15 protein-coding genes are annotated in these 15,295 nt (G+C 38.6%); 7 read left to right on the top strand and 8 right to left on the bottom strand.

Features of this window, described 5'->3' with window-relative positions:
• Nucleotides 1-7: 7 nt before the first annotated feature.
• From ychF to lolB, 7 genes are all read right to left on the bottom strand, one after another.
• Complete coding sequence (gene ychF, locus H4J38_RS14805) at nt 8-1,099, bottom strand: redox-regulated ATPase YchF (protein WP_182132884.1); 1,092 nt, start codon at nt 1,097-1,099, stop codon at nt 8-10.
• A 32-nt stretch (nt 1,100-1,131) separates the two neighbouring features.
• On the bottom strand, nt 1,132-1,716 hold the full coding sequence (gene pth, locus H4J38_RS14800) for an aminoacyl-tRNA hydrolase (RefSeq protein WP_182132882.1): 585 nt from the start codon (nt 1,714-1,716) through the stop codon (nt 1,132-1,134).
• 127 nt (nt 1,717-1,843) lie between these two features.
• Entirely contained in the window at nt 1,844-2,473 is a 630-nt protein-coding gene (locus H4J38_RS14795; RefSeq protein ID WP_182132880.1) for a 50S ribosomal protein L25/general stress protein Ctc, read from the bottom strand.
• Between the two features lie 261 nt (nt 2,474-2,734).
• Nucleotides 2,735-3,511, bottom strand: coding sequence for an ABC transporter substrate-binding protein (locus H4J38_RS14790; protein ID WP_182132878.1), 777 nt, complete (start codon nt 3,509-3,511; stop codon nt 2,735-2,737).
• 262 nt (nt 3,512-3,773) lie between these two features.
• On the bottom strand, nt 3,774-4,721 hold the full coding sequence (locus tag H4J38_RS14785; RefSeq protein WP_182132896.1) for a ribose-phosphate pyrophosphokinase: 948 nt from the start codon (nt 4,719-4,721) through the stop codon (nt 3,774-3,776).
• A 123-nt stretch (nt 4,722-4,844) separates the two neighbouring features.
• Nucleotides 4,845-5,705 (bottom strand): 4-(cytidine 5'-diphospho)-2-C-methyl-D-erythritol kinase, encoded by an 861-nt coding sequence (ispE, locus tag H4J38_RS14780; protein ID WP_182132876.1) that lies wholly within the window; start codon nt 5,703-5,705, stop codon nt 4,845-4,847.
• A 10-nt stretch (nt 5,706-5,715) separates the two neighbouring features.
• Complete coding sequence (gene lolB / locus H4J38_RS14775) at nt 5,716-6,330, bottom strand: lipoprotein insertase outer membrane protein LolB (protein ID WP_182132874.1); 615 nt, start codon at nt 6,328-6,330, stop codon at nt 5,716-5,718.
• A 306-nt stretch (nt 6,331-6,636) separates the two neighbouring features.
• Here lolB and hemA point away from each other — a divergent pair, with 306 nt between their 5' ends.
• The 7 genes from hemA to kdsA all read left to right on the top strand — a co-directional run bounded on the left by hemA (nt 6,637) and on the right by kdsA (nt 13,615).
• The gene (gene hemA, locus H4J38_RS14770) at nt 6,637-7,905 is read left to right on the top strand and encodes a glutamyl-tRNA reductase (RefSeq protein WP_182132894.1); all 1,269 of its coding nucleotides are present in this window, start codon (nt 6,637-6,639) and stop codon (nt 7,903-7,905) included.
• 255 nt (nt 7,906-8,160) lie between these two features.
• On the top strand, nt 8,161-9,249 hold the full coding sequence (gene prfA / locus H4J38_RS14765) for a peptide chain release factor 1 (protein WP_182132872.1): 1,089 nt from the start codon (nt 8,161-8,163) through the stop codon (nt 9,247-9,249).
• A gap of 50 nt (nt 9,250-9,299) precedes the next feature.
• Complete coding sequence (prmC, locus tag H4J38_RS14760; RefSeq protein ID WP_182132892.1) at nt 9,300-10,139, top strand: peptide chain release factor N(5)-glutamine methyltransferase; 840 nt, start codon at nt 9,300-9,302, stop codon at nt 10,137-10,139.
• A gap of 39 nt (nt 10,140-10,178) precedes the next feature.
• Entirely contained in the window at nt 10,179-10,553 is a 375-nt protein-coding gene (locus H4J38_RS14755) for a SirB2 family protein (RefSeq protein WP_182132861.1), read from the top strand.
• Nucleotides 10,554-10,590: 37 nt separating this feature from the next.
• Nucleotides 10,591-11,391 (top strand): tetratricopeptide repeat protein, encoded by an 801-nt coding sequence (locus H4J38_RS14750; protein ID WP_182132859.1) that lies wholly within the window; start codon nt 10,591-10,593, stop codon nt 11,389-11,391.
• A gap of 82 nt (nt 11,392-11,473) precedes the next feature.
• Nucleotides 11,474-12,736, top strand: coding sequence for a DUF819 domain-containing protein (locus H4J38_RS14745; RefSeq protein ID WP_182132857.1), 1,263 nt, complete (start codon nt 11,474-11,476; stop codon nt 12,734-12,736).
• Between the two features lie 36 nt (nt 12,737-12,772).
• Nucleotides 12,773-13,615 carry a 3-deoxy-8-phosphooctulonate synthase gene (kdsA, locus tag H4J38_RS14740; RefSeq protein ID WP_182132855.1) on the top strand — a complete coding sequence of 281 codons (843 nt, stop codon included), beginning with the start codon at nt 12,773-12,775 and terminating at the stop codon, nt 13,613-13,615.
• A 150-nt stretch (nt 13,616-13,765) separates the two neighbouring features.
• Here kdsA and H4J38_RS14735 read toward each other — a convergent pair whose 3' ends face one another.
• Nucleotides 13,766-15,106, bottom strand: a complete 1,341-nt coding sequence (locus H4J38_RS14735; RefSeq protein WP_182132853.1) for a dicarboxylate/amino acid:cation symporter — start codon at nt 15,104-15,106, stop codon at nt 13,766-13,768.
• Nucleotides 15,107-15,295: the final 189 nt, after the last annotated feature.

The raw sequence follows: 15,295 nt of genomic DNA, 5'->3' as shown, positions 1-15,295 counted from the left end.
TTAAACATTAAACATTAAACCTGAAATGAACAACGTCACCATCTTTAACACGATATTCTTTACCTTCTAAGCGCCACTTTCCTGCTTCTTTCGCGCCAGACTCACCGTTAAATTCGATAAAATCATCATAGGCAACAACTTCTGCGCGGATAAAGCCTTTTTCAAAGTCAGTGTGGATAACTCCAGCTGCTTGTGGCGCAGTAGCATTTTGTTTTACAGTCCAAGCTCTGACTTCTTTTACACCAGCAGTAAAATAAGTTTGTAAGTGGAGTAATGAATAACCGGCATTTATTACACGATTTAGACCCGGCTCTTCTAAGCCCATTTCAGCCATGAACTCAACACGGTCTTCATCATCCATTTCAGATAATTCACTTTCGATTTCAGCACAAACAGCCACAACGATCGCGCCTTCTTTATCGGCAATTTTTTGTACTTGATCAAGATAAGGGTTATTTTCAAAACCATCATCATTAACGTTTGCGATATACATGGTTGGTTTAATGGTTAAAAAGTTTAAGTAGGCAACCGCTGCTTTTTCTTCTTTAGTTAAATCTAAAGAACGCACCATTTCACCTTCTTCAACATGCTTCAATATTTTTTCCAATACTGGCATTTCAAACTTAGCGTCTTGATCTCCACCTTTAGCTTTCTTTGCTAAACGGAAAATAGCACGCTCTGCGGTGTCCATATCAGATAAAGCTAGTTCCGTATTGATCACCTCAATATCGTCAACCGGGCTGACTTTATTGGCAACATGAATAATGTTGTCATTGTCAAAACAACGCACTACATGACCAATAGCATCAGTTTCACGAATGTTCGCTAAAAACTTATTACCTAAACCTTCACCTTTTGAAGCACCAGCGACTAAACCGGCAATATCAACAAACTCCATAGTGGTTGCCAATACGCGCTCTGGTTTTACTATGTTTGCTAAGGCATCTAAGCGTGGATCGGGTACAGGTACAACACCCGTATTAGGTTCAATTGTACAAAAGGGAAAGTTCGCAGCTTCAATACCCGCTTTAGTTAACGCATTGAAAAGTGTTGATTTACCTACGTTGGGCAAGCCAACAATACCACATTTAAATCCCATGATGTTTACCTATAATGTTGTCGCAATAGTCGTTATTGCGCTTTAAAAGAATGTAGACGATTTTGAGCTTTTTTAATATCGTCTTGTTGCCAAATTTCAAAACAGCGCGCAGCTTCATCTATCGCTTGGTCAATTAAGTTTTGTTCGTTGGCAGGGGCTTTACCAAGCACATGCCCAGTGACGCGATCGCGATGACCTGGATGATCAATACCAATGCGTAACCGATAAAATTCTCTATTATTAGCCATACTCGAAATTATATCGCGTAAGCCATTGTGGCCACCGTGGCCGCCACCTTGTTTGATTTTACAAACACCGGGTAACATATCTAGCTCGTCGTGAGCAACGAGTATGTTCTCAACGGGAATACGAAAAAAATTAGCTAATGGTGCTACGGCCTGACCACTACGATTCATAAAAGTAGTAGGAATTAGAAGATGAACTAATTGACCAGCAATTAATCCTTTGCCGTATAGACCTGAATATTTTTTTTCTGGCTTTAGTGAAATGTTATAACGTGAAGCAAGTTCTTGAACGAACCAATCACCAGCATTATGACGGGTTTTACTGTATTCGGAACCTGGATTTCCTAAGCCGACTACTAACTGAATCGCCATCTAATCGTTTACTCTTGTTATTTAATCTTATGGTTCACAAGGTTAAATACATTTAAAACTAAAAAGCTTAAAGGGTATGTCGTAAAACATATCCTTTAAGCTTGTTTATTGTGAGTAAAGTTAACTATTACTCAGCTGAAGCTTCTTCAGGTGCTTCAGGTGCATCTTCGCTATCGTCATTTGCAACTTTAGGAGCATTCAATGAAACAACAGCTTGATCATGGCTTTCGCCTTTTGCTAATTCGTCAGATGTAACGCCTTTTGGCAATGTAATATCTGATAAATGTAACGTTTGACCAATTTCTAAGTTAGCAACATCAATTTCGATGTACTCAGGAATGTCAGCAGGTAAACATGTAATTGCTATTTCATTCATCTGATGAGCAATAACGCCACCAAGTTTCTCTGCTTCATCTTCATTAAGGAAATGAATCGGAGCATTAACTTGAACTGCGTTCTTAGCATTGATACGTAAAAAATCTAAGTGCATTACAAGTTGTTTGAACGGGTGACGTTGCATATCTTTTAAAAGACACTCAACAGGCTTGCCGTCAACGTTAATCGTTAAAACGTGAGAGTAAAATGCTTCTTCTTGTTGTGCACGAAAAACATTTTTGTGCTCTAACGTTAAAGAAATAGGCGCTTTGCCTTCACCGTATATAATTGCTGGAACTTTGTTCGCGTGACGTAGGCGGCGGCTCGCACCTTTCCCTAAATCTGTACGTACTTCAGCATCCAATGTAAATAAATCTGTCATGGGGTATATCCATTATTTAATAATTAAAAGTTGTTGTTTTTTGCGACCAAAAACAACCTGTTCCTGTTTTTAGCTTAACTAACTAAGCGACTAACTAATAAGTTAATTAGGTGTCTAACCAATAGTAATTAGCTAAAAAAGGCGCAGCATGATAACACTCAAACGTAGTGATATCCATTTTTATGTTGTTTTATAATTAATATATTTAAACACTGTGGGGATTTAGTGATTACATAATGCGTTGTTGGTTAAAACGCTGAGCTATAAGCCATATTGCAGCGCTATTTTCTGGTAGCTACCATTAGCTTTTAAATTTTGAATACATGTGTCTAAATTTTCTAATAGCTGTATTGGTTTAGTAATGTTTTTGGAGAATTTTGACACGGTAATATAGTAATTTTTCTCGGCAATGAAAAGGTCATGAATGGTTATTTTATCTAATATTCCAAGCTGCTTTGCATTCCAAAGAAAGGTTTCTTTCGAGTTAGGCATAATATCAAAACGTTGAGGTGTCGCTAACATTTGGTTAAACATAGCTTCTACGCTATGACCAATAGATACTTCATTTTTTTGTGCTTTGTGATCAATGATTCTTAGCAACTCAGGAGTATGTGTTAATCCTGAAAGATGGCCAATAATATAGTTATTAAGATCATCAAGCTTGTTAATGGCTATTTTTTTGTCTTTTTTAGAGGCCAAGGTATACGTAGAGGTAAATATAGGTTCTTTACCATAGTAAACAAACCCATTACGCTCCGTTTTATGGGAATAAACACTAATATCAAGTTCGCCCATTTGCATATATAGGTGGGTTCTTTTTACCGGCAGTGTTTTATATTCAGGCTGGTAGTTTGTTTGCTTTAAACAAATACTAAGAATTTCGTTACCTAGGCCTATTTTATCGCGGGTTTGATCAGAGAAGAAAAATGGTGGCCACTCTACATTATTAATATAAATTTTGTCACTTGAGGCATAGCTTGGTAAGTGCATCAAGTTTAAACCACAAAAAGCGATGGACAACATTTTTAACAACGACATATCACATCCCCTTATTAATGCGATCTTAATAGAAAAGTACTGCATAGTTTTAATTTGTAAATTAATATCATGAATAAAGTATTAATTAAATCATTCTTTTGAGAAAAAGGTGTTAACAATGACCAGCAACACTGAGCTTAAATTAGTGATTAAGCCCTAAGTAGTATCTATTATCGGGGAGATTTGGCGGTATTGAAAATGAGGCAATAAAAAAGCACCTAATAAGGTGCTTTTTTTGAATTTTTATTTTTGCAATTAATGCTTATGCATCAAACATCGCAGAAATTGACTCTTCGTTACAAACACGACGAATAGCTTCTGACAACATACCACTTAAGGTAAGTTGACGAACTTTTCCTAGCGCTTTAATTTCATCTGATAATGGAATTGAGTCGGTTACAACAACTTCATCAATAACTGAATTTTTCAAGTTTTCAGCCGCATTACCAGAAAGCACTGGGTGAGTAGCATAAGCAAATACGCGTTTAGCACCATGTTCTTTCAGTGCTTCAGCCGCTTTTGCAAGCGTTCCGCCAGTATCAATCATGTCATCAACGATAAAACAATCACGGCCTTTTACATCACCAATGATATGCATTACCTGTGCAACGTTAGCTTTAGGGCGACGTTTATCGATAATGGCAAGATCTGCATCGTCTAATAATTTAGCCACAGCACGAGCACGAACAACACCGCCAATGTCAGGAGAAACTATGACAGGATTTTCAATGTTACGCGCTAACATATCTTCTAATAAGATAGGCGTACCAAAAACGTTATCCACTGGCACATCAAAAAAGCCTTGAATTTGTTCTGCGTGTAAATCAACCGTTAATACTCGGTCAACGCCTACACTTGATAAGAAGTCAGCCACAACTTTTGCTGTAATGGGTACACGTGCACTTCGAACGCGACGGTCTTGACGAGCATAACCAAAATAAGGCATAACGGCAGTAATTCGTCCAGCTGATGCACGGCGTAGCGCATCAATCATCACGATTAGTTCCATTAAGTTATCATTGGTCGGGGCACAGGTTGATTGAATAATAAAAACATCCGCACCACGCACGTTTTCAGTGATTTCAACACTAATTTCACCATCGCTAAAACTACCAATCTTGGCTTCGCCTAAGGTGATATATAAGCGATTAGCTATTTGTTTGGCCAGTTCAGGGGTGGCGTTACCCGCAAAAATCTTCATGTCAGGCACTGTCAGTTCCTCAGAAACTTTTGACATTTAAATTACGATACTGAATAAAACGGTAAGTTAAATATCAGCAAATTATTTTATTTTTGCCAGTTTTAATGGCATTTATTTTAATTTTATCCGAACTTAATTGTCGTTTACCGCCGCGACTGCAGCATGTAAGGGCGATTGATTTAGTCCTTCGGCTACGAATGATTCTATACCGTTTGGCAGTAAAGATTGAACGTAACACGCATCTTGTTTAGAGCTAAAACGTGAAAAGATACACGCACCAGTTCCAGTCATCTGGGACGGCGCGTATTCTACCAACCAAGCCAGTAGTTTGGCAACCTCGGGGTGGTTTTTTATTACCCATTCTTGGCAATCATTGTGATAATTTTCGATGTCATCGTCGCTGTAGCGTATAGTGGGCGTATCTCGAGTTAAATTTGTCGCCATAAAAACACTTTGTGTAGAAATACTGCAATTTGGTTTTGAAACTAAATACCAATAAGTTTTTGGCGAGGCGGGAGTTAGCTGCTCACCAATGCCTTGAGCAAATGCGGAAAAACCATGAATGAAAACGGGTACATCAGCACCCAATTTTAAGCCAAGCTCAGCGAGTTGTTCTGTATTAAGCTGTGTTTTCCAAAGTGCATTTAGCGCGAGCAGCACAGTTGCAGCATTTGATGAGCCTCCGCCTAAGCCTCCTCCCATGGGAAGTAACTTTTCAAGTTTGATTTCTGCGCCTTGCTGACAGTGTTTAGCGCTTTGTAATAGTCGAGCGGCTTTGACAATTAAATTGTCGTCATTATTTACACCAGGAATTGGTGTCAGTAACTTTATTGCTTTATTTTCGGTGACTTTTAATTCAATGGTATCGTGATAATCAAGAAATTGAAAAACGGTTTCTAGTTGGTGATAACCATTGTCCATTCTACCAACAATATGTAAAAACAAATTGAGCTTCGCGGGTGATGGAAAGGCAATAAATGGTTGTTTTTTCACTGCGACCTCGTTAAGTTTTCCATGAATGAATGACAATTTTTATTCGTAAATCGCCTTGGGTAATTGTTAGCTGTTTAGCTAATTGAAACGGGCCAATGTGATGATATTTACTGTATTTTATTAGCCAGTTCTTATTGTTATAGCGACTAGTTAACGACATTGGTAGCTTATTTTCTGCATGATACGCTACTTTGTCTGTGGGTAAAAATGCTAAACCTTTTAGCCAATGGCTCATGGCACGCGTAGGTAAATTTAAGCCGGTAAGTGTGTATATTAAACGGTCTAAGTCTTGAGTGTTATAGAGATCATCGTCAACTTCCAAGGTGAAGTTATCTTGCTGTTGGGTAAGTTCTAACACTTTAATGCCGAATAACGTCGATAAATTTAGCGATTCGGTTTTTTCAATTTCATTTTTCTGCCAATACAATGTCGCACTTTGGCGCTTTTGGCTATTTATAAAGGCGATCTTTCCCGCTATGGTCCAACTATTAAGTTGTGATACTTGTTTATTGCGGCTATCTATACCCTGGTTTGCTTGATTATTATCTACCGGTATATCGTTTATGCTACTACAAGCACTTAATATACCGACAAAAAATAGCGTAATGAGTCGTTTACTATACATAGCATTCCTGTGGTGATTGAATTAAATAAGCCTTGCTTCATTAAGTGAAACAACGACAAATAGCAAAAACATATTGCTTACATGCTTTCAATTTAATGAGATCTTACGTAAAATTATCGCGATTTTTTGTCGCAGATCATAGGTTTTTTTCAATATCTAGCTGATAATAAGATTAATTAGTCATTTCAAGCTTATAATTAAGCCGCAATATAGCCATTAAATGCGTATAATATAAGCCGCAAGATGATTAATCATTCGCCGCAGACTTTGCCGGCCATAAACACTTTTTGGACTCAATATATTCATATGTCGATAGTTGCAGTAGGTATCAATCATAAAACCGCTCCGGTTGCTGTTAGGGAAAAAATATCATTTAACCCTGACAACTTGAGTTCGGCTTTGCAGGAGCTGATTAATTCAGTCGATTGCAAAGAAGCCGCGATTTTATCTACCTGTAATCGAACCGAGTTGTATATCGTGCAAGATGGTGATGTTACTTTAACGCAAGAGCGTTTAGTGCGTTGGTTAGAACAACACCATAATGTACCTGCGTCTACCATTACGCCCAGTTTATATTGGCATCAAGATCAACAAGCTGTTAATCACATGATGCGTGTTGCCTGTGGTTTAGATTCGCTGGTACTTGGTGAGCCACAAATATTGGGGCAAATGAAACAAGCCTATAAACAAGCCAAAGCTGCAGGTTCGATGGCATTAGTGATGGACCGTCTTTTTCAACGTACTTTTGGCGTTGCGAAACAAGTCAGAACTGACACCGAAATAGGCGCGAGTGCGGTTTCTGTTGCTTTTGCTGCGGTTAATCTAGCCAAACATATTTTTGCCAGCTTAGATAAAACTCGAGTCCTGCTAGTGGGGGCTGGAGAAACTATTGAGTTGGTAGCTAAACATTTATACGAAAATAATGTCGGCCATATTACTGTGGCTAATCGTACGCTGAGTCGTGCTGAAAATATGGCGAAAAAATTTGGAGCTGATGTTATTACACTTGCACAAATTCCAGAAATGATGGCAAGTGCTGATATTGTGATTAGTTCTACTGCTAGTACCTTGCCGATTATCGGTAAAGGTATGGTAGAAAAAGCCTTAACGAAGAGAAAACACCGTCCGATGTTTATGGTTGATTTGGCTGTTCCTCGTGATATCGAAGAGCAAGTATCAGATCTTGAAGACGTATTTCTCTACACCGTTGATGACTTACAAAATATTATTATCAAAAACTTAGATAATCGCCGTAAAGAGGCGGTAATGGCTGAAGGTATTGTTTCTGAGCAGTCGTCTAGTTTTATGTCATGGCTAAGGGGTTTAAATACTCAGGATACTGTGGTTTCATATCGCAAACAGTGTTTAGAAAATCGAGATCAATTGCTTGAAAAAGCCATGCAACAATTAGCTGCCAATAAAAACCCTGAAGCAATAATGGCAGAACTTGCCACTAAGTTAACCAATAAATTTATGCATGCACCTACTAGTGCTATTCAATCTGCCGCTCAAGGTGGAGAGCTAGATAGGCTTGTTTACTTACGCGATATTTTTGATATTGATGATAAAGAATAGCCGCAAAGCTTGTTTGCTCACTCAATTTTACTAACCGTAAATTAACAATCACGAATTTCTCATCCTATGAAATTTATCACTAATTACTTTAAGTGTTTAGTATTAGGCTAACTTTCTTATATCTAAAGTAAAGATTCTCTAACACGCTAAGTGGGTATTTATTTATCCATTTTGTATAAATTACTGCTAATTACCTGCTTAGTCGAATATAATGCGCAGGTAATTCATCAATTATTGACTATATAAGATCATTTAATGAATAAATCTGTTTACCAAAAACTTGAGATACTTGTCGAACGCTTTGAAGAAGTACAAGCGTTATTGTCTGATCCTGAAACTATTTCCAATCAAGAAAAGTTCCAAGCTTTATCGAAAGAATTCTCACAATTAGAAGTGGTGACTTCAGCCTTTCATGCCTATCAAGAAGCAGAGAATGATTTTGCTACGGCAGAAGAAATGCTTAAGGATGAAGATCCTGATATGCGTGAAATGGCGCAAGAAGAGTTTAAAGCGGCTAAGAAAGCGGTAGAACAAATGACTGGCGAGCTGCAAGTTTTGTTATTACCTCGCGATCCAAAAGACGATAACAACTGTTTTGTTGAAATTCGTGCTGGCGCTGGTGGCGATGAAGCCGCTATTTTTGCGGGTGACTTATTCCGCATGTACAGTCGTTATGCTGAAAAGCAAGGTTGGAAAATCGAATTGATGAACTCCAACGAAAGTGAACAAGGCGGCTTTAAAGAAGTTATTGTTAAAGTAAACGGCGTCGGTGTTTACGGCCAAATGAAGTATGAATCTGGTGGTCACCGCGTACAGCGTGTGCCTGAAACTGAATCACAGGGTCGTGTGCATACTTCCGCTTGTACTGTTGTTGTAATGCCTGAAATTCCAGAGTCGCAAGCGATTGAAATCAATAAAGCCGATTTGAAAGTTGATACCTTCCGTGCGTCAGGTGCGGGTGGACAACACGTTAACAAAACAGATTCAGCTATTCGTATTACCCATATTCCGAGTGGTGTCGTGGTAGAATGTCAGGATCAGCGCTCGCAGCACAAGAACCGTGCGCAAGCCATGTCAGTACTACAAGCTCGTTTGCAGCAAGCCGAAGATGAAAAACGCCGCAGTGCAGAAGAGTCTTCTCGTCGTAACTTAGTGGCTAGTGGCGATCGCTCTGAGCGAATTCGTACTTATAACTTCCCGCAAGGGCGCATGAGTGACCACCGTATCAACCTAACGCTTTATCGTTTAAACGAGATAATGGAAGGTAATTTGCACTTGGTACTTGAGCCTATTATGCAAGAAAGTCAGGCTGATTTGTTAGCAGAGCTTTCTGAGCAGCATTAGTGATTGAATCAGCTGTAACGCAAGGGTTATCGGTTGAACATTTATCATCGATGACCATTGCTAAATTAATTACTTTTGGCGAGCAACTATTGTTGCTTCATTCTGATAGCGCCAAGTTAGATACTGAGCTATTAATTTGCTTTGTTATTGATAAACAACGAAGCTTTTTATTAACTTGGCCAGAACATAAGTTGTCTATAGAGCAAACCAAGCAATTTGCTGAGTTGATGTTACGCAGATTTCAAGGCGAGCCTATTGCCTATATTGTTCAATTGCGCGAATTTTGGTCATTACCGCTGCAAGTTTCACCTGCTACTTTAATCCCTCGACCTGATACCGAAGTGCTCGTTGAACTTGTGTTAAATAATCATCAAGGTGCAAGCTTAAGTTGTTTAGATTTAGGCACAGGAACCGGCGCTATTGCCTTAGCATTAGCATCGGAGCGACCTCAGTGGCAAATTCAAGCGGTAGATTATAGCCATGATGCAGTAGCGCTTGCCATTTGCAACGCCAATAATTTAAAGCTTACACAGGTTAATATTTACCAAAGTGATTGGTTTAATGAGGTTTCTCACGATCAACGCTTTGATGTTATCGTTAGTAATCCACCTTATATTGATGAGAATGACCATCACCTTAATCAAGGGGATATTAAGTACGAGCCTAAAACAGCATTGGTTGCTGCGGATAATGGTTTAGCTGATATCAAAATAATTGCTAGTAACGCGCTAAGGTTTTTAAAGCCTGGTGGTGCTCTGTATATTGAACATGGATATCAGCAAAGCCAAATGGTGCAAAAAATTTTAGCGGATTTAGCGTATAACAAAATCGAAACAATAAAAGATTACAGTAACAACGACCGAGTGACTTGGGCTTGTTACTTAGTATAAATAACAAAAATAAAAAAATTAAACTTAATGGAGTTCATCATGCTTAAACATCTACATATGACCGTTGCCGTGATCAGTATTTTACTATTTACTTTTCGTTTTGCTTTAACGTTAGCTAATTCAAATAAATTATCATTGAAATGGCTGAAAATTGCCCCACATATTATCGATACCTTACTGCTTGGTCTTGGTATTGCGTTATCGATAAAGCTGGCGATAAATCCAGCCGAACAATTATGGTTAGCCGAAAAATTGTTTGCTGTATTTGCTTATATTTTTACCGGGTACTACACCTTAAAATTGGCGCGTAATCGCACCATGCAAATTATTGGCTTTTTAGGTGCAATAGGTTGGGTAGTGCTGATTGTACGCATCGCCATAAGCAAGGAAACCGTACTTTTAGCTGGCTTGTAGCGGTTAAAATTAAGTATTAAACATTAATAGAGTATGCATGAACGAATTGTTGTTATCAGAGATTAAATCTGAAGAAAATGAACTATTACAAACTTTTTTATTAGTAGAAGAGTTTATTTTTGGCAAAAAAACTGCAGTTCAAAGTGAGCTGGATGAACTGGTGGGTTATTGCCAAGGCGAAACTGATCAAGTCAAAGATCCAATTGAACGTGCTGAAGTCTTGATTAATGCTTTGTTTGTTGACCAGCTTTTTATTGATAACCAGCAGCAAAATTGGCCAGTAATTTCATATCAAACATCATCAGGGTTAGCGCATAAGCTTATTTCACCTATCTTAAAAGCGGTGCTTATTGCGTATATAGCTAATGCTTGTGATTGTAAAACCGACATTGTTTTTGTACCAGAAAATGCCATGTTGAGAATTATTTGCGATGATAATTACGCTATTATTTTTGACCCTGTAACAGGTGAGTCTTTAAATTGGCATGAACTAGATGATCGCATGAATGAGATTTCAGGCGACCCATTTGAAGTAACACTAGATATAATGAAGCAAGAAAGCCTAGTGCTTGAACATATTACTAGTCTTAAAGCTGCCTTTATACGAGAACAAGCCTACGATAACGCGCTAAAATGTGTTGATATGTTATTAGCGCTTAACCCGAATGATCCATTTGAACGTCGCGATCGCGGTTTTTTATTGCATCAACTCGATTGTTTTAAAGTCGCTTACGATGACTATCAATACTTTGTTGAGCAATGCCCAAAAGATCCAGCTGCACAGTTATTAAAGCTGCAACTGGATAAAATTTCAATTTCAGATACGATATTGCACTAAAAATATAGTTATTTAAAAAGTGTTAAATAATAAGTTATAAAAATAATAACACCATAAGTTGGAAAAATTAAAAGGATAAGTAATGCAAGATTCAGTCGTGGCTAGCGTGCCATTGATCACTAACGACGCAACAGTACTGGGAATTTTAGCCCTAATTTTAGGCTTTGTTTTTTATACCTCAAACAGTAATAACGCCACGTGTCGTTCATTTTATAAGTACGTGCCAGCACTCTTAATGTGCTACTTATTACCGTCACTTTTAAATACCTTTGGCATTGTTAGTGCTGAAGCCAGTCAGGTTGATGAAGTCGCAAAATATTTTCTCTTACCTGCTTGTTTAGTGTTATTGACACTGAGCATAGATATTAAAGCGATTGCTGGCTTAGGTAGTAAAGCCGTTATTATGTTTTTAACCGGTACGGTTGGTGTGATCATCGGTGGCCCACTGGCATTGTTAATTGTTTCAGCCGTTTGGCCTGAGTTAATTGGTGTTTCAGGCCCAGACGCTGTATGGCGTGGAATGGCTGCGCTTGCAGGTAGTTGGATCGGTGGTGGTGCGAATATGCTGGCCATGAAAGAAATTTATGGTGCTGACGGTAAAATATTTACCATTATGGTAACGGTTGATATTGTTGTCGCCAATATTTGGATGGCTGTTTTGCTTTATATGGCTGCGAACCATAAACGCATTGATGAAAAAAATGGTGCTGATACATCAAGTATCGACCGCTTGATTGAAAAAGTTGAAGCTGAGACCCGAGAAAATTCAAAACAGCCTGAGCTAAAAGATTATATGCTTATTCTCGCCGTAGGTTTTGGTGCGGCCGGTTTGGCACATTTAGCGGCTGATTATTTAGTGCCATTTTTTCAAAACAACTATCCTGAATTAAAGAAATTTAGTTTACACAGTAAATTATTTTGGATCATCGTATTAGTGACCAGCATCGGCCTAGCACTTTCTTTTACCAAGGTAAGAAAACTAGAGGCAGTAGGAGCTTCAAAGGTAGGTAGTAGCTTTCTTTATGTTTTAGTCGCCACTATCGGTTTGCATATGGATGTTACGCAAATTGTTGAAGCGCCTAAATATATGGTCATTGGCTTAATATGGATGGCAGTGCACGTAATATTATTGTTCGCTGTGGGTAAGTTTATTAAAGCACCGGTATTTTATTTAGCGGTGGGCAGTAAAGCCAATATTGGTGGCGCAGCATCTGCTCCGGTAATAGCATCTGCATTCCATCCGTCTCTGGCACCTGTAGGGGTTTTATTAGCCGTATTTGGCTATGCATTAGGCACTTACATGGCATGGTTATGTGGCCAGCTGTTAAGAATTGTTGGTAGCTAAATAGCCGCTAACCTATAGAGAAATTTTGGATATATTATGACAAAGCAATTAATTACACTTGGCGATATTGATATCGCAAACGATAAACCTTTTGTATTATTTGGCGGTATGAATGTGCTTGAGTCTCGAGACTTAGCAATGACCATTGCCGAGCATTATGTTGAAGTGACCCAAAAACTCAATATTCCTTATGTATTTAAGGCTTCGTTTGATAAAGCTAACCGTTCGTCGGTTAGCTCATATCGTGGCCCAGGTTTGGACGAAGGCTTAAAGATTTTTCAAGAAATTAAGTCTACATTTAATGTTCCGATTATTACCGATGTTCATGAAATCTATCAAGCTGCACCGGTTGCCGAAGTCGCTGATATTATTCAGCTGCCAGCGTTTTTAGCTCGTCAAACTGATTTAGTCGTCGCTATGGCAAAAACGGGTGCGATTATTAATGTGAAAAAGCCACAGTTTCTTGCCGCTCATGAAATGCGCCATATCATCAATAAATTTGCCGAATCAGGTAATGAAAATATTATTCTGTGTGAACGCGGTAGCTGCTTTGGTTACAATAATTTGGTTGTTGATATGTTAGCCATGGATGAGATGAAAAACTATGCGCCGGTTATCTTTGACGCTACGCATGCTTTACAACAACCTGGTGGCAGAGAAGACTCTGCAGACGGTCGTCGTGCCCAAGCTGCGCAATTAGCGCGAAGTGGTATGGCAATTGGTATTGCTGGCTTATTTATCGAGTCACACCCAGATCCATTAACTGCAAAGTGCGATGGCCCTTGTGCATTACCTTTAGACAAACTTGAACCTTATCTAGTACAAATGAAGGCGATTGATGATCTAGTAAAAGGTTTTGAACCGCTTATCACGGGTTAAAAAGTAAAGGTTAAAACTGCGAGTTGTTGACTAGCGTAAATAACATCGCTGTCATAAAATGAGTTACAGTTACAAAATAAAAAAGGCGCTAATTAGCGCCTTTTTTATGGGTGTTGATTTATTTCAACAAAGCAATATTGATCAACAATACTAGCTTTTATCTAAATGATGAAAGTCAATGTTTTCAATGTTTTTACCAGCATCTGGTTCGTTAAATACCGCTTCGTCAAATTGATCTTCAGACTTACCAACAATCACGGTCACCATACTATCTCCGGTAACATTAACCGCGGTACGCGTCATATCTAATAAACGGTCTACACCAATAATCAGCGCAATACCTTCGACAGGTAAACCAACTTGCTCTAAAACCATGGCTAACATAATTAAGCCAACGCCCGGTACGCCCGCCGTACCAATTGACGCTAAGGTTGCTGTCAGAATTACCATTAAGTAATCAGTAAGCGTTAAATCTTGGCTAAATACTTGTGCGATAAATACTGTCGCAACACCTTGCATAATCGCTGTGCCGTCCATATTGATAGTGGCACCCAATGGCACGGTAAATGACGCTATAGAGTTTTTAACACCCATTTTTTTGGTCGTTGTTTCTAACGTAATAGGTAACGTGGCATTACTACTTGAGGTCGAAAAAGCAAAAATGGCAGTATCGCGCATTTTCTTTAAAAAGATTAATGGGTTTAAGCCAGTCAGTAGTTTGAGTAAAACAGGGTAAGTAACAAAGGCATGCAGTAACAGCGCAAAAACCACCACCAAGAAATATTCTATTAAATTACCAAAGGTACTTAATGATACATCGGTAAACAAACCGGCTAATAAACAAAATACACCATAAGGTGCAATGTTCATCAAGATAGTGACAAGACGCATAACAACAGCGCTCATATCTTCGAATAGAGCAGCAACGCGCTCACCTGGCTTTCCAGATAGCGCAATAGCGATACCAAATAATAAAGCAAAAATTATGACTTGCAGCATGTTACCTTGAGCAAAGGCCGCAAATGGATTACTTGGAAACATTTGAATTAATACTTGCGCAAGCGATGGGGCTTCTCGGCTGGCAAACGTTGTGCCTGCGATCATATTAACCCCTTCACCAGGACTAACAAGCAAGGCTAAACTAATTGCAAAACTTATGGCAATAGCGGTTGTTAGCAAATATAGGCCAATGGCCTTGCCTCCTATTCGGCCAAGTTTAGTGGTATCTTTTAGTGAGCAGGTACCACAAATTAAAGACACGAACACCAGAGGTACAACCAACATTTGTAAACTAGAAATAAATATTTGCCCAATAACCTCAAAAACACCATCAACTAAAAAGCCGCGTAATGAAAGATCAAATAGGTATAAAGGAATGACAGCGTCTGAACCATCAGGCATTAACCATTGTAAAATTGTGCCAGTGAGAATACCCGCTACCATACCGGTAACAATTCGAGCCGTTAAACTTGCTTGCTTTTTTTCAGTCATATTATTCTAGTTTTAATGAACGATTCCTTATTATGTTGTTGCGAGGAGGAGAAATCAAATGATTAAAGCTTTGTGACTGTTGATTTTACGAGATTATTTTTATTACGGCTTAGTTTACTTTTTAATACAAGCAGAGTTGTTGGATTGTAATGGCTAATATCGATTGTGATACCGTTGGCATTAACTTTA

It is taken from the genome of Colwellia sp. BRX10-3, assembly GCF_014077505.1.
Classification (GTDB): Bacteria; Pseudomonadota; Gammaproteobacteria; order Enterobacterales; family Alteromonadaceae; genus Cognaticolwellia.
This window is presented reverse-complemented; position numbering and strand designations above follow the sequence as displayed.